This is a genomic window from Paenibacillus sp. BR1-192 (genome assembly GCF_029542445.1).
Classification (GTDB): domain Bacteria; phylum Bacillota; class Bacilli; order Paenibacillales; family Paenibacillaceae; genus Paenibacillus_AQ; species Paenibacillus_AQ lautus_A.
Window position 1 is genome coordinate 3,968,956 of the sequence record NZ_CP120718.1, and the last position, 20,936, is coordinate 3,989,891.

The 20,936-nt window shown below is 47.3% G+C and carries 19 protein-coding genes and 2 pseudogenes; 4 read left to right on the forward strand and 17 right to left on the reverse strand.

Going from position 1 to position 20,936, the window contains the following annotated elements:
• Positions 1 to 51 precede the first annotated feature (51 nt).
• Entirely contained in the window at positions 52 to 738 is a 687-nt protein-coding gene (locus tag P0X86_RS17550; RefSeq protein WP_277746038.1) for a DUF6273 domain-containing protein, read from the reverse strand.
• 156 nt (positions 739 to 894) lie between these two features.
• On the opposite strand from P0X86_RS17550, the gene P0X86_RS17555 reads away from it, so the two are divergent.
• Together P0X86_RS17555 and P0X86_RS17560 are read left to right on the forward strand one after the other, a co-directional pair.
• Positions 895 to 1,596, forward strand: a complete 702-nt coding sequence (locus P0X86_RS17555) for a MerR family DNA-binding transcriptional regulator (protein WP_277746039.1) — start codon at positions 895 to 897, stop codon at positions 1,594 to 1,596.
• An 87-nt stretch (positions 1,597 to 1,683) separates the two neighbouring features.
• Positions 1,684 to 3,038, forward strand: a protein-coding gene (locus P0X86_RS17560; RefSeq protein ID WP_277746004.1) for an IS3 family transposase whose coding sequence is annotated in 2 segments (ribosomal slippage) — positions 1,684 to 2,137 and positions 2,137 to 3,038 — 1,356 coding nt in all. Because the reading frame shifts where the segments join, the coding sequence is not laid out codon by codon here.
• Positions 3,039 to 3,161: 123 nt separating this feature from the next.
• Here the strand turns inward: P0X86_RS17560 and P0X86_RS17565 are convergent.
• The 5 genes from P0X86_RS17565 to P0X86_RS17590 all read right to left on the reverse strand — a co-directional run bounded on the left by P0X86_RS17565 (position 3,162) and on the right by P0X86_RS17590 (position 7,615).
• Positions 3,162 to 3,911, reverse strand: a complete 750-nt coding sequence (locus tag P0X86_RS17565; RefSeq protein ID WP_009592402.1) for an ABC transporter permease — start codon at positions 3,909 to 3,911, stop codon at positions 3,162 to 3,164.
• Positions 3,912 to 4,673: an ABC transporter ATP-binding protein gene (locus P0X86_RS17570; protein WP_277746040.1), complete on the reverse strand. Its 762-nt coding sequence runs from the start codon at positions 4,671 to 4,673 to the stop codon at positions 3,912 to 3,914.
• A gap of 191 nt (positions 4,674 to 4,864) precedes the next feature.
• Positions 4,865 to 5,206, reverse strand: a complete 342-nt coding sequence (locus P0X86_RS17575) for a DUF1048 domain-containing protein (protein ID WP_192571685.1) — start codon at positions 5,204 to 5,206, stop codon at positions 4,865 to 4,867.
• Between the two features lie 69 nt (positions 5,207 to 5,275).
• Positions 5,276 to 5,596 (reverse strand): PadR family transcriptional regulator, encoded by a 321-nt coding sequence (locus tag P0X86_RS17580; protein ID WP_015735658.1) that lies wholly within the window; start codon positions 5,594 to 5,596, stop codon positions 5,276 to 5,278.
• 585 nt (positions 5,597 to 6,181) lie between these two features.
• Positions 6,182 to 7,615, reverse strand: a complete 1,434-nt coding sequence (locus tag P0X86_RS17590; RefSeq protein ID WP_277746041.1) for a family 43 glycosylhydrolase — start codon at positions 7,613 to 7,615, stop codon at positions 6,182 to 6,184.
• Positions 7,616 to 7,883: 268 nt separating this feature from the next.
• Here P0X86_RS17590 and P0X86_RS17595 point away from each other — a divergent pair, with 268 nt between their 5' ends.
• On the forward strand, positions 7,884 to 11,018 hold the full coding sequence (locus tag P0X86_RS17595) for an ATP-binding response regulator (protein ID WP_277746042.1): 3,135 nt from the start codon (positions 7,884 to 7,886) through the stop codon (positions 11,016 to 11,018).
• A 130-nt stretch (positions 11,019 to 11,148) separates the two neighbouring features.
• On the opposite strand, the gene P0X86_RS17600 is transcribed toward P0X86_RS17595, so the two are convergent.
• The gene (locus P0X86_RS17600) at positions 11,149 to 12,054 is read right to left on the reverse strand and encodes a LysR family transcriptional regulator (RefSeq protein ID WP_192571682.1); all 906 of its coding nucleotides are present in this window, start codon (positions 12,052 to 12,054) and stop codon (positions 11,149 to 11,151) included.
• A 143-nt stretch (positions 12,055 to 12,197) separates the two neighbouring features.
• Here P0X86_RS17600 and P0X86_RS17605 point away from each other — a divergent pair, with 143 nt between their 5' ends.
• Positions 12,198 to 13,217, forward strand: a complete 1,020-nt coding sequence (locus P0X86_RS17605) for an alpha/beta fold hydrolase (protein WP_277749050.1) — start codon at positions 12,198 to 12,200, stop codon at positions 13,215 to 13,217.
• 102 nt (positions 13,218 to 13,319) lie between these two features.
• Here the strand turns inward: P0X86_RS17605 and P0X86_RS17610 are convergent, their stop codons facing one another.
• The 10 genes and pseudogenes from P0X86_RS17610 to P0X86_RS17655 form a co-directional block, all read right to left on the reverse strand.
• Positions 13,320 to 13,850 carry a GNAT family N-acetyltransferase gene (locus P0X86_RS17610; protein ID WP_277746043.1) on the reverse strand — a complete coding sequence of 177 codons (531 nt, stop codon included), beginning with the start codon at positions 13,848 to 13,850 and terminating at the stop codon, positions 13,320 to 13,322.
• Between the two features lie 76 nt (positions 13,851 to 13,926).
• On the reverse strand, positions 13,927 to 14,715 hold the full coding sequence (locus P0X86_RS17615) for a nucleotidyltransferase domain-containing protein (protein ID WP_096773974.1): 789 nt from the start codon (positions 14,713 to 14,715) through the stop codon (positions 13,927 to 13,929).
• 178 nt (positions 14,716 to 14,893) lie between these two features.
• Complete coding sequence (gene rpsN / locus P0X86_RS17620) at positions 14,894 to 15,163, reverse strand: 30S ribosomal protein S14 (RefSeq protein ID WP_277746044.1); 270 nt, start codon at positions 15,161 to 15,163, stop codon at positions 14,894 to 14,896.
• A gap of 29 nt (positions 15,164 to 15,192) precedes the next feature.
• Positions 15,193 to 16,420, reverse strand: a pseudogene (locus P0X86_RS17625) (metal ABC transporter substrate-binding protein).
• Positions 16,407 to 17,273: a metal ABC transporter permease gene (locus tag P0X86_RS17630; protein ID WP_192571677.1), complete on the reverse strand. Its 867-nt coding sequence runs from the start codon at positions 17,271 to 17,273 to the stop codon at positions 16,407 to 16,409. Before P0X86_RS17630 ends, P0X86_RS17625 begins: the two are co-directional and overlap by 14 nt.
• Complete coding sequence (locus P0X86_RS17635) at positions 17,219 to 17,926, reverse strand: metal ABC transporter ATP-binding protein (RefSeq protein WP_277746045.1); 708 nt, start codon at positions 17,924 to 17,926, stop codon at positions 17,219 to 17,221. Before P0X86_RS17635 ends, P0X86_RS17630 begins: the two co-directional genes overlap by 55 nt.
• A 111-nt stretch (positions 17,927 to 18,037) precedes the next feature.
• Positions 18,038 to 18,850 (reverse strand): annotated as a pseudogene (locus tag P0X86_RS17640) (AAA family ATPase).
• 80 nt (positions 18,851 to 18,930) lie between these two features.
• Positions 18,931 to 19,179 (reverse strand): type B 50S ribosomal protein L31, encoded by a 249-nt coding sequence (locus P0X86_RS17645; RefSeq protein ID WP_096773980.1) that lies wholly within the window; start codon positions 19,177 to 19,179, stop codon positions 18,931 to 18,933.
• A 406-nt stretch (positions 19,180 to 19,585) separates the two neighbouring features.
• Positions 19,586 to 20,125, reverse strand: coding sequence for a spermidine/spermine N(1)-acetyltransferase (paiA, locus tag P0X86_RS17650; RefSeq protein ID WP_277746046.1), 540 nt, complete (start codon positions 20,123 to 20,125; stop codon positions 19,586 to 19,588).
• 25 nt (positions 20,126 to 20,150) lie between these two features.
• Positions 20,151 to 20,603, reverse strand: a complete 453-nt coding sequence (locus P0X86_RS17655; protein ID WP_277746047.1) for a MarR family winged helix-turn-helix transcriptional regulator — start codon at positions 20,601 to 20,603, stop codon at positions 20,151 to 20,153.
• Positions 20,604 to 20,936 lie beyond the last annotated feature (333 nt).

Genomic DNA, 20,936 nt, shown 5'->3' on the forward strand with positions numbered 1-20,936 from the left:
AAAGTGTGTGTTTCGATATTTCTTCCGGAAAGTTCTCCTATTCCATTTCGATTATGATAGATCCAAATTTAAAGCAGGGCGTACGCCATAACCGTCAATACTGTTATTTCCGTAGCTGCGAGCACTGCAGCCTGTCCCTATAAAATAGGCACGCGAAGGCTTGTTTCCTTGCGTCCGCAGCCACCACCAGGAACAGCCAGCTTCTTTGCCGTCTATGATCATATAGTTGTCTTTGTTCGTTTTATCATATACATATAAGCTGCATCCATCGGGCTTAATCGTTTTGGCATAATCGGTTCCGACAGCGCGTCTCCAATCCTTGCCGTGAGTCTCAGATACATCGTTTAGTTCGGCAACGCTGAGCAGAAAAACCTTATCCTCCGTATCCGGGCAGCCCTTTCCGTTGTCCGTGCAATGCGTCGTCTTGATGAGTTCTTTCTCCGAAGCATTGAATGCGACGTTATAGAATTCATGATTCAGCCACTCGCGCAAGTCGCAGTCATGCCAAGATATATCCATGCAATCACGCCACGTCAGATCCGCACGCTTGCCCTGATACCTTTTGCAGTCCAAAATATATTCGCTCAATACCAACAGCTCGCTCCCTGAGTTTTGAAGAACACGCCAAGTAATCGCCCGTTCTTTGCCGTCCATAGACTGCGGATACGTGCCGAACGTAATGAATTCGCCGGCCTTTAGGTTGCGATATGACACTAAAGCATAATTCCCTTTTTCCATGACCTTTACCTCCTCCATGTTGCGTTCCTGCTTCGATCATATAACATTCATGCAAGATTTCGCTTGATATACCGGGAATCCTTGTGGGGAGGGTCATTGTCTCTTATAATATTGTTGCCGTACTTTAGAGTTTGACTTTAAGGAAGGTGCACGCAAATGGACAGAACCTTTACACCGAAACAGATGGCCAAGAAACTTCAGGTCAGCACCACTACCTTGCGAAGATATGAAACTCTCGGCTTGGTGCCTGACGTACCTCGGACTTCAAGCAACAGAAGATATTACACGCCGCTCCATGATCAAGCTTTCCTTGCCTTACGATCCTTGGTCCAAGGATTCGATCTGCCTATCGCCTACGAGGTCATGAGTTTATTAAAGAAAGGTCATGTTGAACAAGCACTTTGGATGATCAATGTGCAACAGTACAACATCCAGGTAGAGAAGCAGCGAGTCGAGGAGGTTATGAGGCTCATCCATCAAACGGATTTCTCCAAGTATAAAAATATTCAGGTCACGGATGAAATGAAAATCGGGGAGGTCGCCGTGATCGCCGGCGTTAACCCCTCCGCTATTCGACATTGGGAAAAGGAGGGGCTTATTCGCGCTAAGCGAAACGCGGAAAACGGATATCGAGTCTTTACGTCCCAGGAATTAAAAAAGATTATAGTGCTAAGCAGTTTAAGGAAAACCGTCTTTTTCATTGAAAGCATGAAACAGCTGCTTGAAGCTTTAGAGACACATGATCTAACTACGATTGAACGCTCCTTCAAAGTGGCTCTTCAGAAGCTGAATGAGCAACTGGAAAAGCAAATGAACGGCATATCCCAAATGATGAGATATATACAATTTTTCAAGTGAAGGCATTTACTTCAAACAAAAAAAGCCGCATTTCTGAACTGCACCCCAATTGTTAGACACATCTAACAGTTGGAGGTGCAGTTTTTTATGACTAAATTTACTAAGGATAGCAAATTGACATTAATTCAAGGGTATGACTCTGATCTTCTATCTCAGACAGAATACGCAAATCAAATGGGTGTTACCAAGTCTCAATTCCAATATTGGTTGAAGCTCTATGAGATGCATGGTGAGACTGCCTTTACTAACGGCTATACAAATTATCCTGCAAGCTTTAAACTGGACGTACTCAATCATATGGCTCAATCAGACGCTTCTCTCATGGATACCGCTGCTTTGTTTATGCTTCCGGACTTCTCCATGTTGTATTCCTGGCAGAGAAAGATGGAGACAGGCGGTTTAGAAGCCCTTGAGCCAAAAAAGAAAGGGCGTCCATCCATGAAGAAAAATTCCAATTCACCTACCAAACGATCCGTAGTTGAAGGGTCTGTCGAAGCACTCGAAGAACGTATCAAACAGCTTGAAATGGAAAATGAGTATCTAAAAAAGTTGAATGCCTTAGTTCGAAACAAGGAAAAATCACCAAACAAGACAAAGCACAAGCCGTCTGGCAACTAAGGCATAAATATCCGGTGAAGGCACTCGTACAGCTGGCTGGTATCCCGCGCAGCACCTATTACACCCTTATAAAGCGTATGAACCAACCAGATCCGAATGCCGAGTTGGGGGCTGAAATCCAGTCCATTTACGTGGAACATGATGGACGTTACGGATATCGCCGTATTCGTGATGAACTGGCAGTCCGAGGGTGGAAAGTTAACCACAAAAAGGTTCAGAGGCTCATGAAGAAGATGGGCCTTCAATGCCTGGTTCGCATGAAAAAGTATAAGTCATATAAAGGGACCGTCGGCAAGATTGCACCGAATCATCTGGACCGCCAGTTCACGGCTGGGGCGCCAAATGAGAAATGGGTGACGGACATTACGGAGTTTAAGTTATTTGGAGAAAAGCTGTATCTATCGCCCATTTTGGACTTATTCAACGGGGAAATTATCACCTATACCATGGGTTCACGACCAATCTATTCTCTGGTATCCGAGATGCTGGATGCAGGACTGAAGCGTCTGCCGGAAGAACACCAACTTCTCCTTCATTCAGATCAAGGATGGCATTACCAAATGAAGCCGTATCGCCATGCGCTTAAGTCGAGAGGCGTTCTCCAAAGCATGTCACGAAAAGGGAATTGTTACGACAATGCCGTCATAGAGAATTTCTTCGGCATTCTCAAGTCGGAGTTTCTGTACTACAAAGAGTTTGAAAGTGTGGAACATTTTAAGGAAGAACTGAAAAAATATATTGAATACTACAATACCAAACGGTTAAAGGCAAAATTAAAAATGAGTCCGGTACAGTACCGAACTCATTTTGAGAAAGCTGCCTAATGAAATAACCGTGTCTAACTTTTGGGGGTCACTTCATTCACGCGGCTTTTACAGTATCCATGGCCATTCTGTTCGATGAAAGATGTTACCTGTTCTCCGATCATCTAAGGAGGCTAGGTGTATTTAACCTAACTGGCGTTTAAAGGCTTTATTAGCGAAAAAGTAAGCGATGACCATGATGCCGACGCACCAGGCAAGCGCGATCCAGATATCGTTGCCGACAGATCCTTCATGCAAGAGGGCACGAATCGCATTCACGATGGAAGTCACGGGCTGGTTCTCAGCGAACGCACGCACAATTTTAGGCATGGTTTCGGTGGGGACAAAGGCCGAACTGATAAACGGCAAGAATATCAGCGGGTACGAGAAGGCCGTCGCCCCTTCCATCGTCTTTGCTGTCAAGCCGGGAATGACCGCCAGCCATGTCAGCGCCAGCGTAAACAACCCGAGTATCCCTGTTACCGCGAGCCAATCCAGGATATTAGCGCCGGAACGGAAGCCCATCAATAGCGCGACGAGGAAAACCACCACGACCGTAAGCGCATTGGAAACAAGCGATGTCAACACATGAGCCCACAATACCGACGAGCGTTTGATCGGCATGGTAATGAAACGCGCCATCAGCCCGCTCTTTACATCTCCGAACAGCCGGAAGGCAGTATAAGAGACGCCGGATGCGATAGCCATCAGCAAGATTCCCGGCAATAAATAATTGACGTAGTTGGCCGTGCCTGTCTCTATGGCGCCGCCAAATACGTAGACAAACAACAGCATCATCATTATCGGCGTAATCGCCACCGTGATAATCGTATCCGGGCTGCGCATGATGTTGCGCATTAAACGCCCCAATAATACCCCTGTTTTGCTTTTCATTTACATTTCCTCCTTTTTGCCGATGATGGCAAGGAAAATTTCCTCCAATGTCGGCTGCTTCTCGATATAGTCTACTTTTGCCGGCGGGAACATCTCTTTGAGTTCGGCTAGGGTACCGGTCGTGATGATTTTTCCGCCATGCAGGATGGCGATACGGTCCGCCAGTTGCTCGGCTTCCTCCAGGTACTGGGTCGTCAGCAAGATGGTCGTGCCGCTGCCGGCAAGCTCCTTGACGGTATTCCAGACTTCAATTCGTGCTTCAGGGTCAAGTCCTGTGGTCGGTTCGTCGAGAAAAATGACGGCTGGACTCCCGATCAGGCTCATGGCGATGTCAAGCCGGCGCTTCATCCCGCCTGAATATTGGTCCGCCCGGCGGCCCGCCGCATCGGTCAGGCTGAATTTGGCAAGCAGATTGTCAGCGACTTGCGCAGGATTGGGAACTCCCCTCAGCTTGGCGATCATAATGAGGTTTTCCCTTCCTGTGTTCATGCCGTCTATAGCTGCAAACTGACCTGTCAGGCTGATGCTCTGGCGAACATGATCCGGTTGACGTTGGACGTCAGAGCCGCAAATGCTCGCTTCGCCGCCATCGGGCTTCATCAGCGTCGAGAGGATGTTGACCGTCGTCGTCTTGCCCGCTCCATTGGAGCCCAGCAGCGCGAAAATTTCGCCGCGCCGCACTTCAAAATCCACCCCTTTTAAGACTTGCTTGTCTTTAAAGGATTTTTTTAACCCTTTTACTGAAATCGCCGCATTGCTCATATTTTTTCCTCCTTATAATAAGCTCGATTAGGCCGCACTTGAGAATTCCGAAACTTACGGTTAATTAACGCAACTAGTTAGTCTGACTGATAATCTGTACTACTTACTACTGGACTAAAAATATAACTGAATAGCGAAGGTGGCAATTCACACGCGTAACCAGCTAATCAGTCGGTATTATTGTAATGAATTTATTTCTTACCCAATCGTTTCATGATGCTCTGATTCAAATCTTCACGATACTTCGTGACATAGGTTTTAGCGTTAGCAACCAGCTCGTCGGCAAAGGATGCCACGTCGTCCCCCGTGATTTCCAGCACTTGTCTGCCTTCCGCCGCACCGGCTTCGAACAACTCAATTAATTCATACTGCATATGCAGCATATCCATCCCGTTGCCTGAGGAGAAATTCCACATGTAATTTTGAATCTTCTTAAATACATACTGGTAGTCTTCTGGCAGGGCTTCAACGCGCGCCATCATCATCTTGTATTCTTTTTTATCGCCGATCATTTTTTTGAATATTTCCATCATGTTATGGTTCCTCCTTTTTTATAAAACCGAACCCGACACTCCATTTATCGGACGGAATATCTTATGATGCTACGTCGACTTCAAGACGTTGATTTTTGATGATACAAAATCCCACTTTTCCCAAAACAACTCAAGTTCCTGGCGGCCCGCTTCATTAAGCGTGTAAAACTTGCGGGGCGGTCCCATGTCTGACGGTTTTTTTTCGATGTTCACCAGTTTCTTCTTCTCTAATCGCACGAGAATGGTGTAGACCGTCCCTTCCACGACTTCGGTAAACCCAAGCTCGTTCAATCGGCGGGTAATCTCGTAGCCATAGGTTTCATGGCGGCTGATAATTTCAAGCACGCAGCCTTCCAGCGAACCTTTCAGCATTTCAGTTAAATTTTCCATGTTCAAAGCCTCCTCTTTTTCGTCCCTCCTCTATTTAGTCTGACCAATATTCAGTACAACATAGTACTAAGGGAATGTTTTACCTAACAGCTTTTATAAATCGAACTATTTAGTATTACTTACTACAGGTACATTGTATTACAGAGTAGATGGAGTGTCAACTGTTTTACTAAAATTATTCTCCACATTCCGCGGCTCGGTAATTAGTGTGACATATTACCGGTATATCGTAACACAAGGTAGCTGGTTTTTCAACTTGATTGGCTTTTTCCTTGTAAAGCAGGATCAACCTGACGTTTCCCCAATTATTCACACTTTAGTCCTCCAACCTTGATTTTAGATTCTTTACATGGCATGACAAGGACAATCAGGTCACTGCAAGCCATGCTTTTGGAGGGAGTCCGAATGATGAGCCTGCCGATCTCAAGTCTGGATTACGTATCCTCCGTTGTTGACTTCATGATTGAGGAATACGCGAGCAAGCTGCAGGGCTACCAGACCATCCTGCGTTCGCGATTTATGGAGCTCGTCGCCTCGCCAATGGAAGAAGCGACGCACCCATGTAAAAGGCGCGTCGCTTCATATTTACAGCTTCTGATAGATAAAGTTTTTAAACGTAACCTCGCCGGAACCTTTCACCCGGAGAGCGATTCGCAATGCAAGAAATCCGCCCAATGTGTTATGATGCCAGCCTGAGGTTTCGAATGAATGCTCAAATTTATGCCATACCGATCCATCCGCACTGTAATAGAAGACGACTTCATGCTCGTTATTTTCAAGACGAACGATGACACGCCGATGCGGAAAAGGCTTTGATGGCGTCTCCCAGCCGCGAATAATCCCATAAAGCCCCTCTTGGGATATGCCGAATCCGCTATACGTCGATCCATTATAGAACAATAACAACTGGGCTTCCGATTCTTCCGAGAGCTCAATCTCCACCTGTGCCGCGTACGAATGGTCTTCCGGCATCATAACCAGGGGCGCCGGCTCGGGAGCAGCTTGGATCGTTATCGCTTGCTTCTGCAGCGTATATTGAATATCATTGCTGGATTGATACCAGCTCCACGGATACCCCAGCCCGCCGGACGCTTCTTGAAATTCACCGTAAGTCATGCCATGCGGAACGGCATCTCCCGGCGGTTTTGGAATAGCTTCATCTGTATTGCAATGAAGCGGGACGCGGAACCATCCGTCCTCCGTCCATTCCAGCGGTTCGAGCAGCGTTTGCCTGCCGAGTGTGTAGTACCCTTTTTCGTACGCATGATAAACGATCCACCAGCCGCCGTCCGGGGTGTCAACCAATGAGCCGTGACCTTTGGAGCACCATCGTTCATTCCGGCTTTGCGTTCGAATGATCGGATTGAGGGGAGAATGTTCATATGGCCCCCATGGCTCTTTGGAGCGCGCAGAAGCGACCATATGGCTAGTCGAAGGCCCCGATGTTCCTCCTTGCGCCACGGTAAGATAAAAATATCCGTTATGAAACGTTAGCTTGGGAGACTCCATAAAGTTTCCTTCCACGACCCATTCCTTCGGAAACGGCCAGCCATCGTACACTTTGCGCGGAGTGCCCACAGCCGACAAACCGTCCCCAGCCAGTTCTACCATATAACCATCGCTAAAAAACAAATACCGGTTACCATTGGAATCCGCGACATGTCCCGGGTCAATTCCTTGCACCCCCACCTTTTGCGGATCACTCCAAGGTCCGTGCGGATGCGTCGCCGTCAGCACCATGATCTCTTCATTGATGGGAGCATAGATATAAAACCGGTCTTCATAGTATGTCAAATCAGGCGCCCATACATCTCCGGCATAATCGGTTAACGCTTTGGCGATGGGTTCCCAGTTCACCAAGTCTTTAGAGTGCCAAATCAATAACCCCGGTGCAAACTTAAAACTGGAGTGCGTCATATAATAATCGTCTCCGACTCTGACCACGCTTGGATCCGCATAATCACCGGCCAAAATCGGGTTTCTATACGTGCCGTTTCCCAAATCTCCGCTTGCTTGCATGATCAAACTCCTCACATTCCATGATGTTATGAACTGTCCAATCTACAATTATAAGGAGATCGAAATGACCGGACCTTGATTATTCTGTCATGGATTAGCATGATTGAGACATTGCTGGCCGCGAGTGCTCTTCCGAGTTCATTCATACAAATCATTTTTCGGCAAAGGATATAAGTCCGAGACCTTATCAACCTAACATATAGTGCTGTACGGCTATCTTATTTTTGCGTATATTGGGAAGTAAGACTTTTATAAAGGAACGTGAACGGTGACCACCATACTCGCAAAGAAACACCAACGATTTCGAATCATCAAAATACTCCCGCATATTGCGGCATTTGTCGTTTTTTTGAGCATGCTACTGGGGATCCGTTGGCTCTGGCTTGAAACCTATGCCCCTCCTGCAGATCAACCGAAAGTCTCCAATGGCATACTCGATTTGAGAGGCTGGGATCTGTTGGGCTCAAAATCCATCAATCTGGACGGAGAGTGGCAGTTCTACGCCGACATCCTGGCTAAAGAACAGGAAATGAAGCCGTCTCATGAGTTTTCCTACGTAAATGTACCTGGAGACTGGAATAACAATCGTACGAATAAGGCAAAAACTTCGTTAGGCAGCGGAACATACAGGCTTCGCATATTGCTGGATCGCCCGCTTTCGGCCCCTATCTCGTTCTGGATCCAGGAGATTCAATCCGCGGCTACCGTGGACATTAACGGCGAAACGGTAGCTTCCATGGGAAGGACGGGCGAGCCCGGGCAAGCCTCCTATCTGCCGAACCGCACCTCTTTCGTTGTCGATTATGTTCCCGACCGGGATGCTCGCGAGCTCGATCTGATCATACGCGTGGCGAACTATGAGCATCCTTACCTAGGCGGAATCGCAAAGCCGATCAAGCTGGGATCGCACCAGGCAATCCAGGATGAGCACGGCGTTTCCGTTGATCTTCAGCTGATTATGTTTGTCGTCCTGATGCTGCACGGACTGTACGCCTTCATTCTATACATATTCAATCCGCGGGAAAGGTCGCTGCTCGATTTTTTCCTGCTGCTAGTATCGGCCGCTTTAACCGTTGTAACATCACACGATAGTCTCCTGTTGAAATGGGTGCCTTTAAACTATGAATGGGAGGTCAAAGCAACCTTTCTCTCCTATTCGTGGCTGTCGTATTTCATATGGAAGCTGAGCCGCACCTTTACCGCCCGAAAACGTAACGTGTGGTTTATCACATTCAGCACGCTTCTAGCCCAATATACGGTCGTGGTATTTGCCGCTCCTGTGTCTTGGGTTCACTGGCTCGTAGAATACCGGGTGTTCGGCGCCTTTTACCTGCTGCCGATGCTGATGTCGCTGTTCCTGTTTACCCGAATGGTCTTTAACAGCCAGGATGATTCCATATTCCTGCTGCTGTCGGCCAGCGGCGTGCTGGCAAGCGCCGTATGGGGGGCGCTTAATAAATATTGGGAGCTCCCAGCCGTGTATTATCCGGTGGACGTGCTCGCGGCCATCATCGGGTTTTCGGCCTATTGGTTTAAGCGATACTTCCGCAACCTTCATCAAATCAGCAAACTCAACGATAAGTTGAAGCTCGCGGATCAAATGAAGGACCGGTTCTTGGCCAACACGTCTCACGAGCTGCGCACGCCGCTGCACGGAATCATGAATATCGCCATAAGCCTTGCTGAACGGGAGAAAGAAACCCTCGGCAAACAGAGCAGCGAGGATTTGAACCTGTTAATTACGGTCAGCCGTCGAATGTCGCATTTATTAAATGATCTGCTGGATGCCGTCCGTCTTCAGGAGAAGCAAATTCAGCTGCAGCCGAGCCGGGTTTCCCTGGTTTCCGTTGTGAACGGGGTATTCGATATCGTAAAATTTATGACGGACGGCGCGCCCGTTCAGCTCAAGATGAATATCCCCGAAACCCTTCCTGCCGTACAGGCGGATGAAAAGCGACTCGTTCAAATTTTGCTCAATCTGATTCACAACGCCATCAAATACACGGAGAAAGGCTCCGTTACCGTCTCCGCCTTTACCAAGGGCAGTAAAATGACGATCACGATAACGGATACGGGGATCGGGATGGACCCTCAAACGCTAAACCGTATTTTTCTTCCGTACGAACAGGGGAATCAAGGGTTAAATGACGCGAAGGGGATCGGTCTAGGGCTTAGCATCAGCAAGGAGCTCGTTGAGCTGCATGACGGCGAGCTGACGGTCGAATCGGAATTAGGGAAAGGAACGACTTTTGCATTCACACTCCCGCTTGCGGACACAAACGCAGAGTACTCTGCTTCGCAGCAGGTTCCCGTACCCGCTGTAGACCCAGCTGTCTACAAAGAACTCGCAGCCAGCTGGGACGTTGCAACAGAAGGTACCCCTATGCAGGTACCAACTAGGTTATTGTCGAAAGAGCATCCCGTCAGTATCCTGGCCGTGGATGACGATCCTGTAAACCTGCGCATCCTTGCCGGCATTCTTTCAGCAGAGCCGTACAACCTGAATGTCGTTGCCTCGGCAGCCGAAGCGCTCGAGCTTCTCGGCTCGCAGCCGTGGGATCTCCTCATAGCGGATGTCATGATGCCGGAGATGTCCGGCTACGAGCTCACCCGCACCGTAAGGGAGCGCTTTAACGCCTCGGAGCTGCCCGTACTGCTGCTGACGGCTCGAGGCGAATCGGCCGATGTGTATGCCGGCTTCCAATCCGGCGCAAATGATTATGTGACGAAGCCGGTTGATCCTGTAGAATTGAGATACCGCATCCATTCCCTGATCACGCTGAAGCATACGGTGGATGATCGCATGCGCATGGAAGCAGCGTATTTGCAGGCACAGATCCACCCTCACTTTTTGTTCAACACCTTGAATTCGATTATGGCGCTTAGCGAAATGGACATCGATCGCATGCGAAGCCTTGGCGAGGCTTTCAGCTCCTATCTGCAGATCAGCTTCCATTATCGGAATCAGGATCGATTGGTACCGCTGCAGCAGGAGCTTGAGCTTATCCAAGCCTATTTATACGTAGAGAAGGAACGATACGGGGAACGCCTTAACGTGACCTGGGAAGTTGATTGGAATATCAATATCCTCATCCCGCCGCTGGCGATCCAGCCATTATTGGAGAATGCGGTTCGGCACGGCATTATGAAGAGGGCCCTTGGAGGCACGATACGGGTCAGAATTGCGATGCAAGAGGACTTTATCGTTGTTGAAGTGACGGATAACGGGCTTGGCATGGAACCCGACCAGGTTGCCCAGCTGCTGAATGCACCCGACCATCGTAAAGGCGGCATCGGTCTCTACAACACGAATCGTCGTCTGATCCAAACCTTCGGCAGCGGGCTGGTCATCAAGAGCACGATGAATCAAGGCACTACGGTTTCTTTTAAAGTTCCGATATAGCTCCCATTACATTCTTTATTAAAAAAAATCCCAACCTCAACATGTTGGGATTTTTTTATAAAGTGGGTGAGTACATTTACAGGTGAAGAGCGGCCTCTTACCGGCGCAGAGGACATTCTTCACCTTGTTCCTACGGCCTATTATCCTCCTCTGTTGCAAGAAGTTCCCTTGCCGCTTCTATGAACGACATCATGATTGGTGAAAGCCACTTGTCCTTATGCCACAACATTTGTGTATACACGTGCAAATCCGGAATTTGCCATGGAAGGGCAACCAGTTCCCCTCGTTCCACTTCGGCTTCCGCTACGATTTCAGGAAGAAAGGCAATGCCGATTCCCGAAATGGCACATTGTTTAATGGCTTCGGCACTTTGAAACTCTAAATACGTAATACTGTCAATGCCCTCTTTTTCAAAGGACCGGTCAAACATGGTTCGATAGGGACACCCCTTTTCATTCGTCAAGAACACTTCTTCGTGAAAATCTTCGAGCCGCAGCACAGTCCGTTTTGCGAGCGGGTGGTCTGGAGCGGCGAATAAGCGGAACGTTTCTTCCAGCAAGGGTTCCACGGCAAGTCCGCTTGAGCGAATGGGCTCGTCCAACATAAAGACAACGTCCGCGCTTCCTTCAAATAGTGTTTGTTTGAGCTCTTGATTGGGAACGGAGCGGAAGATGAGACGCACGCCCGGATGACGCGAACGAAATAACTGAAAGACGGCCGGAAGCCGATAGGCGCAAATCACCTCGTTGGCACTGATCGTTAGGGTGCCGCTTAGAACCTCGTTGTCATGAACGACGGTTTTAGCTTCTTCCAATTGGTCAAGAACACTCTGGACATGTGTTAAAAATCGTTTACCCGCCGTTGTGAGTACGAGCTGCTTGCCCAAACGGTCAAACAGGCGAACCCCCAGCTCATCCTCCAATGCCTTCATTTGCATCGTGACGTTGGAAGGAACGTAACTCAGCACTTCCGCAGCACGACTGAAATTTAATGTGGACGCCACCGTGCGGAACGTAATCAGTTGGCGTAATTCCATATACGATGCCCCTTTTACTTTCAATTTTATTGAATACTGTTTTGAATTCTATTCACTTTTATTGAGAGTACCATGACTCTATACTGAGTACAAGAACGACATTCTAAATATATGGATTCATTTTGAAGGGAGCAAACGATATGATGGATTATGAAATTTTTGATTTGGGTGACGTAACCTTGCAATCCGGAGTGACGTTACCGGACGCTTTTCTTGCTTATAAGACATATGGACGATTAAATGAGAAGAAAGATAATGTCATCGTCTATCCAACTGCTTTTGGAGATCAGCATATACAGAATGAATGGTTGATTGGAAACGGAAAGGCCTTAGATCCGCGTGAATATTTCATTATCGTTCCAAACCTGTTGGGTAACGGATTATCTTCCTCCCCCAGCAACACGCCTCCCCCATTCGACCGGGCTCATTTTCCGCAGGTAACCATCTATGACAACGTTAAATTTCAGCATCGGCTGGTGACCGAAAAATTCGGCATTCACAAGATCGCTCTTGTCGTTGGGTGGTCCATGGGAGGCATTCAAGCATTCCAATGGGGTGCGAGTTATCCCGACATGGTGGAGCGAATCGCCCCTTTTGCCGGCGTTGCCAAGACTTGCCCCCAAACGTACGTGGTCCTGGAAGGAATGAAAGCTCCGCTCATGGCTGCAGTCGGCTTCGATTCAAGCAAACTAAACAAGTTGACTTCCGCAGACATGCGCGCCGTCGGCCGCGTCTATGCCGGGTGGGGCGTATCGCAGGCGTTTTATAGAGAGGGACTTTATCGTGAGATGGGTTTTGACTCTTTGGCAGAATTTATGGAGGGCGTCTGGGAAGACAGCTTTATGAAGATGGATCCGCACAATGTCCTGGCCATGTTATGGACTGGTCAACATGCAGACATAAGTGCGAACCCCTCCTATGAAGGAGATTTCGATAAAGCGCTCAAAAGCATTTCGGCGCTTGCCTGCATCATGCCGGGTAGCACGGATCTCTTCTGCCCGGCCGACGACAATGAATACGAGGCTAATCTTATACCTCATGCTCTATTTAAGCCCATTGAGTCGATCTGGGGGCATTTTGCCGGACGTGGAATCAACAGCGCCGATAATCAATTTATAGATGATAACTTAAAACGCTTGTTAGCGCTTCGTACAAACGAATAGAACATCAATAGCTGAGGTCACCAGAGCTTGCTGGTCGACCTCTTTTTATCCATCGCCCTCAAGCCCGGACTAGGATGGGTAAAATCTCTCAATGCAAAGAGTCTATAAGAATATCCAGAATCGTCTTACAACGTTCCCATTCTCCTCCACATACTCCGACTCAAACTGACCACCATTCTTCAGAATCGTTTTTTCCGATGCCACATTTCCTTTATCGCAAACCAGCAGCACTTTGTTTAGTCCCATATCTCTCGTGATTTCAAGGGTTAATGCTAAGAGTACGGAAGCATAGCCCTTTCTTCTTTCCGATGGACGTATTCCGTAACCGATATGCCCGCCGCTATTCAAAAGTTTTTCATTAAGTCTGTGTCTAATATTGACTGCACCCATTACTTTTTTTGAATAGCTGTCGATAAGCCAGTACGTAGAATGTGGGACAAAGCTCTTGTTCTGTAATTTCTCCTCTGTATCCTCCGCATATAAAAATTCGATCATGGAATCAAAATCAGAAGGATCTTTCCTCACTACCCACGGGGTAATATCCTGTTCATCCGACATCCAATCTTCGTAAAAAGACAGATACTCCTTCTTATATGCAACTGAAGGTTTCACCAACTCAACGGAGTTCGACATTACACCATATCCCATCTGTTAAAATTTATGTAACTCCTAGTAAAATGCGTTTACCTTTATTGTCGTCCGACCTTTTTTATTGAAGTTTGGCTGAATAGACATGGTCAAGAAACTCGATAGAGATGCGTTCTGCTTCCGTTTTGGTTACAATTTCCGATGCCTGGCGTAAATTTTGGTACAACGCTATCGAATTCTTTAAAGCCTGGTAGCAACTATCAAAGTTGTGGAGGGAAATCGTTCCTTTAAGCTCCTCTAATTCCTGGACACCGTATTTCTCTAATTTTCGAACCCCTCGCGGTTGCTGGCCGTTACTCATGAGAACGAGCGGCCCCAAGACGGCGCTTCGCATAAATGTTAAAAGATCTATTACTTCAAACAACTCGCCTCTCCCTAGTTTTGTTGCACCGTAATGAACCCATACCCAAAAGCGGTCTTCAATCCATTGCGGATCAGGGTTAGGAAAAGACATCGTCGTTTTGTTCAGTATCGTTGTAATGTCAGAACCTCTCTCCCATAGAATTCTCGGATCTTCGATTCGAGATTCGAGCTCTTGCGGCTGTACAAATTTGAGGTCGACATGAAGCGGATCGGGGCCGTATAGGCAAATAACCAAACGAGGCTCACCAACATGCTCCCCGGTGAATGCCGACAGCAGGTTACCCAGCCCTTCCGCAATTTGAAGCCGTTGTTCCATGATCTCACTTCGGAATTCATTACGATAAACCACAATTAAATCTAAATCACTGTACTCATCCATAGCGCCGTGCACCATAGAACCGCCTGCGAGCAAACCTGCAAATCGTTGATCTTGGCGAAAATGCGCTATTGCCTGTTCAATGAATCGTTCATGCACGGGTAACCTCATACAAAACACTCCTTAAATGATGACCCATAAAATGGGTATTATTAAAAAGTAACATTGAAGCAATGCGGGTGTCAATCAAATGAAATCCAATTTACGAAATATGAAAAAAGCCGCAGTTTATGCGGCTTATCCATGTTTATCTGTTCTTGTCGTCCAACAATAGCAGTTGACAAGGTAGTTACCAGCTGGACGTCGTTATACCAGGAATTTGCCCCTTATGGGCCAGCTCCCGAAAAACAATGCGTGAAACGCCAAATTTACTGATATAACCTCTTGGCCGACCGCTGACCGCACAGCGATGATGAAGCCTGGTCGCGGAGGAGTCGCGGGGCAGTTTTTGGAGCGCTGCATAGTCGCCCTTCTCTTTCAGTTCCTTACGCTTCTGCGCGTATTTAGCAACCATCTGTTGTCTTTTCCGTTCTTTCACGACTTTCGATTTTTGTGCCACTTGGAACACACCTCCCTTCCTATTCGCGATTATTCATTCAAAGCCTGTGCTAAAGCGTCGAGATTTTGTCGCATAATGGCAATGTAATCATGGTTATCCGCGATATCTTCGTCGGTTAATCCTTCGATCGGATTAAGGACGGAAGTCGAAGCCCCGATCTCAGAGGCTATCGTCTCTGCAACGTTTGACGACACAAGCGTTTCAAAGAATATCGTTTTTACATTGTGCTCCTTGGCAAATTCGATCACTTCAGCCATTTGAGCAGCCGAGGGCTCTTGGTCCGGAGACAAGCCTGCAATCGGCACTTGAGTCAAACCGTATTCTCTGGCTAGATACCCGAACGCAGCATGCTGCGTAATGAAGTCTTTTCGTTTGGCATTTTTCAGTCCGTCTCGAAACTCCTTGTCCAATGCCTCCAGTTTACTAACATAAGCATCTGCATTTGCTTTGAATGCCTCTTGATGTTCCGGAGCAGCTTTGGCCAAACCTGCCTCGATGTTGCGCACTTGTTTGACAGCCATGGCCGGCGAGAGCCATACATGCGGATCCAGTCCACCGTGGTCATGGTGATGCCCCTCATCCTCATGATCATGGGCATGCTCATCGTGGCTGTGATCCCCCTCTTCACCATGATCATGGGCATGCTCATCGTGGCCGTGATCGCCCTCTTCAGCATGATCATGGGCATGCTCATCGTGGCCGTGATCGCCCTCTTCAGCATGATCATGGGCATGCTCATAATGGCTGTGATCGCCCTCTTCAGCATGATCATGGGCATGCTCATCGTGGCCGTGATCGCCCTCTTCACCATGATCATGAGAATGACCGGTACCTTCCATGATCTCTATTCCCTTACTGGCCTCAATGGCAAATACCCCGGTGCCTTGGATGCTCTCCAGAACCTGATCCACCCAGCCTTCCATGCCGGCGCCATTATACACCAGCACATCGGCATCGGAAATTCCCGCCATGTCCTGGGGTGTCGGCTCCCAATCATGCGCTTCAATACCCGGAGGAATTAAATTCTCCACATCTGCCAGATCGCCCGCTACCTGTCTAGTAAATTCATACATGGGATAGAAGCTGGTTTTAACTTTCAGCTTTGTAGTTTCCGTTGTGGAGGCATCTGTCGCTTGGTTATTGGCGGAGGAAACGTTTCCCTCATGAGTAACCGTCGATTTTTCCCGAGCCGCAGCCTGCAATAGCCAATACTGCGGATAGGGATAGTATGGTTAATACTCGCTTAAATCTCTTCATAATTCTTATGACTCCTATTTCTATTTATTTTTTGTATCGATCTTCGATTTTGTAACCGAAGTAATTTTTGAAAGATTACGGCCATGATTAGAAATCCTAATAGAATCAGGGCAATGGTACCTCCCGGCGGCGTATTGAGATAGTATGAAGCTGCAAGGCCCGAAAAAACACCACTCAACCCAACAACGACGGCGATCCCCATGGCTGCTAAAAAACCTGTTGCCATCCGCAGTGCGATCGAGGCCGGCAGCACAATTAACGCCGAAACCAACAGCACGCCGACTACCGGCATGGCGGCGGCAACCGTCATTCCCGTAAACACGGCGAATAAAAAAGACAGGAGAGAGACACGCATACCGGATGCCGCAGCGGTCTCCTCATCAAAAGCAAAGTTATAAAGCGGCCGGCGCAGTCCAACAAAAAAGATCATTCCCACTGCTGCTACCACCGCAATAAGCCGAAGCTGCGTATCGCTAACCGCAACAATCGATCCGAACAAATAGGAGCTGAAGCTCTTGCTCAGATTTTGATTCAAGCTCATCAGGACCACCGATAGAGCAAGCCCAGAGGTCATAATAATGGCAACCGGAACCTCGGTGTATGTACGATACACTCTTCTAAGCTGTTCAATCACAAGTGCCCCGATCATAGCCATTGCAAAACCGCTGAGTGCGGGATTCAGTTTCAAGAAAGAACCCAATGCGACTCCCGCCAAGGATACATGAGAGAGTGTGTCCGCCATGAGAACCTGGCGCCGGAGCATTAAAAACACGCCCAGAACGGGACCGATCACGCCGATCAGGCCTCCTGCCCAAAACGCGCGCTGCATAAATTCGTAACCGAGCATCGCCATCCCTCATTCTCCTTTCGCTCCAATTGGACGACCTGGTCCAGATATGGACCGATTTCATCAAGCGAATGGGTGACCATAATGACCGTGTTGCCTTTGTCCTTGACATAATCGTTTAATAGTCGGTACAGATCCGTACGACTCGACACATCCATCCCTGTCGTAGGCTCGTCTAGAATCAACACCTGCGGCTCCTGGGCCAACGCTCTGGCAACGCAAATTCGCTGCTTCTGCCCTCCCGATAACTCGCCGATCCTCCGATAACGATATTCCCACATCCCTACTTCCTTCAGGCTTCGCTCAACGATCTCATGATCTGCGGATGTGAAACGCTTGAACAATCCAAGTCGTCCGTAGCGGCCCGATCGTACAAGCTCAATCACTTTACTGGGAAAACCAGCGTTGAACGAGGCCACTTGCTGCGGAACATATCCAACAGATATCCTGGATCCGTCCTCCAATACTCGCTTGAAAACGATGGACCCGCTCCAGGGCTTTATCAAACCAAGCATCAATTTCAGCAAAGTTGATTTTGCGGCGCCATTTGGACCGGATATACCGATGAATTGTCCGCCATGAATGTCGAGCGACAAATTCTCAACGACAGCTTGATCCCCGTATCCAAACATAACGTCGCGCATGGAAGACAATAACATATCCCCATCTCTTCCTTCCTTGTGACAGAAAAACTGTTTTATTCAGCATGAAACCCGGTGTATCCTAAATCTAATCCCTTTTCCAACTCGGCAGCATGACAGCCGTCCCCCTTAAACCTTTGCCAGATCAGGGTTATATTCATCATAGGAATCTTTTATATGGCTTCTTAGCAGCGGCTGCCGTTCAATAATGGCTTTTCGCTTTGCTTTCAATACAATTTGCTCCATGTCGGCAAAGCTGCACCCTTCAAGCAGGTCGCATGCCTCCGTCAACGCTGACGCCTCACACCGGAAATCTCCGAGAAGAATTTCGATATAATGCTGCCTTCTGCCAAAGTCCGGCAGGGAATACGTCATCTTCGTGTCGAACCTGCGCCATATTGCCTAATCCAATTCCTTCTCCAAATTGGTCGCCGCCATCATGATGCTTTTGTCCCCAAAATCATCCAGACACTGCAGCAATGTATTTACGGCACGGGCCATCTCCTTCACTTCATCGTTGCTGTCCCTCGTCCTGGCAATGGCATCGAACTCATCAAGGAAAAGAACGCTGGGAAATGTGTCTGCATAATCGAAGATTTTGCGAATATTGCTCCCCGTTTCGCCCAGATGACTATGGATGATAGCATCCAGTCGAGTCAGAACGAGTGGAAGCTCCAGTAGGTTGGCCATATAAAAGGCCGTTAAGGTTTTACCTGTTCCCGGAGGACCGTACATGACGATCTTGTTAGGTATCGGTACGTGATGCTCCTCGAATTCCTCCCTCATCCCCAAAATGGCTATAAACTCATCCACAATTCTCTGATTGAAATCCGGCAAAATCAGGTGCCTCGCTTTTTTGCCGCACTCCTTAGGTGAATACACGGTTGCCATATCGATCCCTTTGGCACGCGGAATACGCTGGCTTGCATTGCTTTTGCTCATGATCAACTGCTGCTCCTTCACTGCATAAATCGAGTATCATGACGTGACCGTTCTTTCTCTGATTCGGTACGTTAACCTCTCTACCGTTTATAACTTAATCGTTTCTTGAACTTATCGACACGCCCGCCGATTTCGGTATTTTTCTGCTTGCCCGTGAAGAAAGGGTGTGAAGCCGAACTGGAATCTACGCGAATCACGGGGTAGGTTTGACCGTCTTCCCACTCCATCGTTTCTGTCGAAGTCTTGGTGGAGGCACTGAGAAATGAATAGCCCACGCTCGCGTCTAGGAATATGACTTTTTGAAATGTTGGATGTATCCCTTTTTGCATGGTAATGTTCTCTTCTTTCCGAGCCGATCGACTCTGTATTATTTGTTATTCGTAATATTTACGATTAACGTCATGGATGAATATTAAAATATAAAATCATTTCTGTCAACTCTCGGCTCCATACTGAAAAAACCGCATACCACGAATGGAATGCGGTCGGACTATGCAATCATAAAGGCTTTTTAAACATTTCTATTAAGCTGGTAAAGCTATCGTCAAGGTCAATAGATACTGAAAAAACTGGGAAGCCGTCAGCTTCGGAGGCGAAGGTTGTTATCAGAGCAGCGTGATTATTACGGAAAAGATGTTGGAATCGGAAGATAACGAGTGAAAATAAAAAAACAACGCGTCCACTCACTTCGAGCGGTCCTCGCTGTTTTTTTGTAATGTGGGTCTTACGTGTGGTCTAAAGCGCTCGCCGCCTGATTTCCGAAAGTGTGTGGGTCATGATAAGATCGGTTTGCACTTCATCCCCCATATAGAAAGCATGGGTCCCCGTCTGAACAAACCCCATTTTATTATAAAAGGTAATGGCATTCTCATTTTTTTCCCAAACCCCTAGCCAGATCTTCCTTAGATTGCGTTCCAACGCGATCTCTACGGCTTGATTCATTAGATATTTGCCAAGCCCCTGTTTATGAAAGCTTTGCTTGATATAGATCCGCTCGATCTCTAGGCAATCATCGCCCATTGCTTCAGACTGAGCATGCTGGGTGTTAATTTTTAAATATCCTGCAATTTCCCTGCCAGCATAAATAAAATAGAATTCCGAGAAGATATTCGATAATTCTTTTTCCAATTGATTCAAATGGAAAGCTTTATCTAAGTAGGCTTTCATATTTTCAGGCGAATTTTGATCCTTAAAAGTCTCGTTAAATGTTTTAATGCTTATTTCTTGAAGCAAGCCCAGATCTTTAATCGTGCACTTTTCTATAGTTATGGTCACTTTGCTTCGTCCTCCTTCGAATACATCAATAGTGTCGCTTGTTACCCTTTTTAACAAACTCCCAGTCTTTTTCCACATTGTGTCGGATTCTTTGGAGAAGCTCGAACATGACTTCTACTTCGCTTGCAGAGAATCCGGATAGTGCAACCAAATTGGAATAATCGTTCTCCCTTTTTATTAATGGATACACATGGCTCCCTTTCTCCGTAGGAAACAGTTTTTTGATTTTTTTGTTATATTGATCTTCTCTCTTATCAATAAACCCATTCATCTCAAGCTTCTTTATAGCCCGGGCCGTTGTTGTTCGGTCGACCTTTATCATTTCAGATAATTTTTCTTGAATAATTCCTGGGTGTTCACATATTCGCACGAGGTACAAATACTGTCCTTTTGTAAGGTCGTATTGCTTAAACTCAATATTGCTTATCGAATCCAATGACCTGGCGATCATACCAATCTCACGTAGTACGTCCTTCATATATGCAACTCACGCTCTTCTCGAATTTATTCAAATGAAGCAGTAAGAGAATAGTACACTATTTTTGTTGCATTTACAACATAAAATAAGCGCTCGTAGGTCCTGATCAAACACCAAGCCCTGCAGGATAACCATCAACCAAGGATAAGGCAAACAAATGGAACGATCATATGGTTATATTCTCCTGTAATGACCGGCAGTCAGAAATCATCGGGTTGCCGTTACTTTACATGTTCTGGCATAACTTTCTGGCCGAAAAACAAATACTGAAGGAGGGTCAACATGGTTAATATCAACCCTCTCTTTCAGCCCCTCCCTATCCGTTTGGGCATC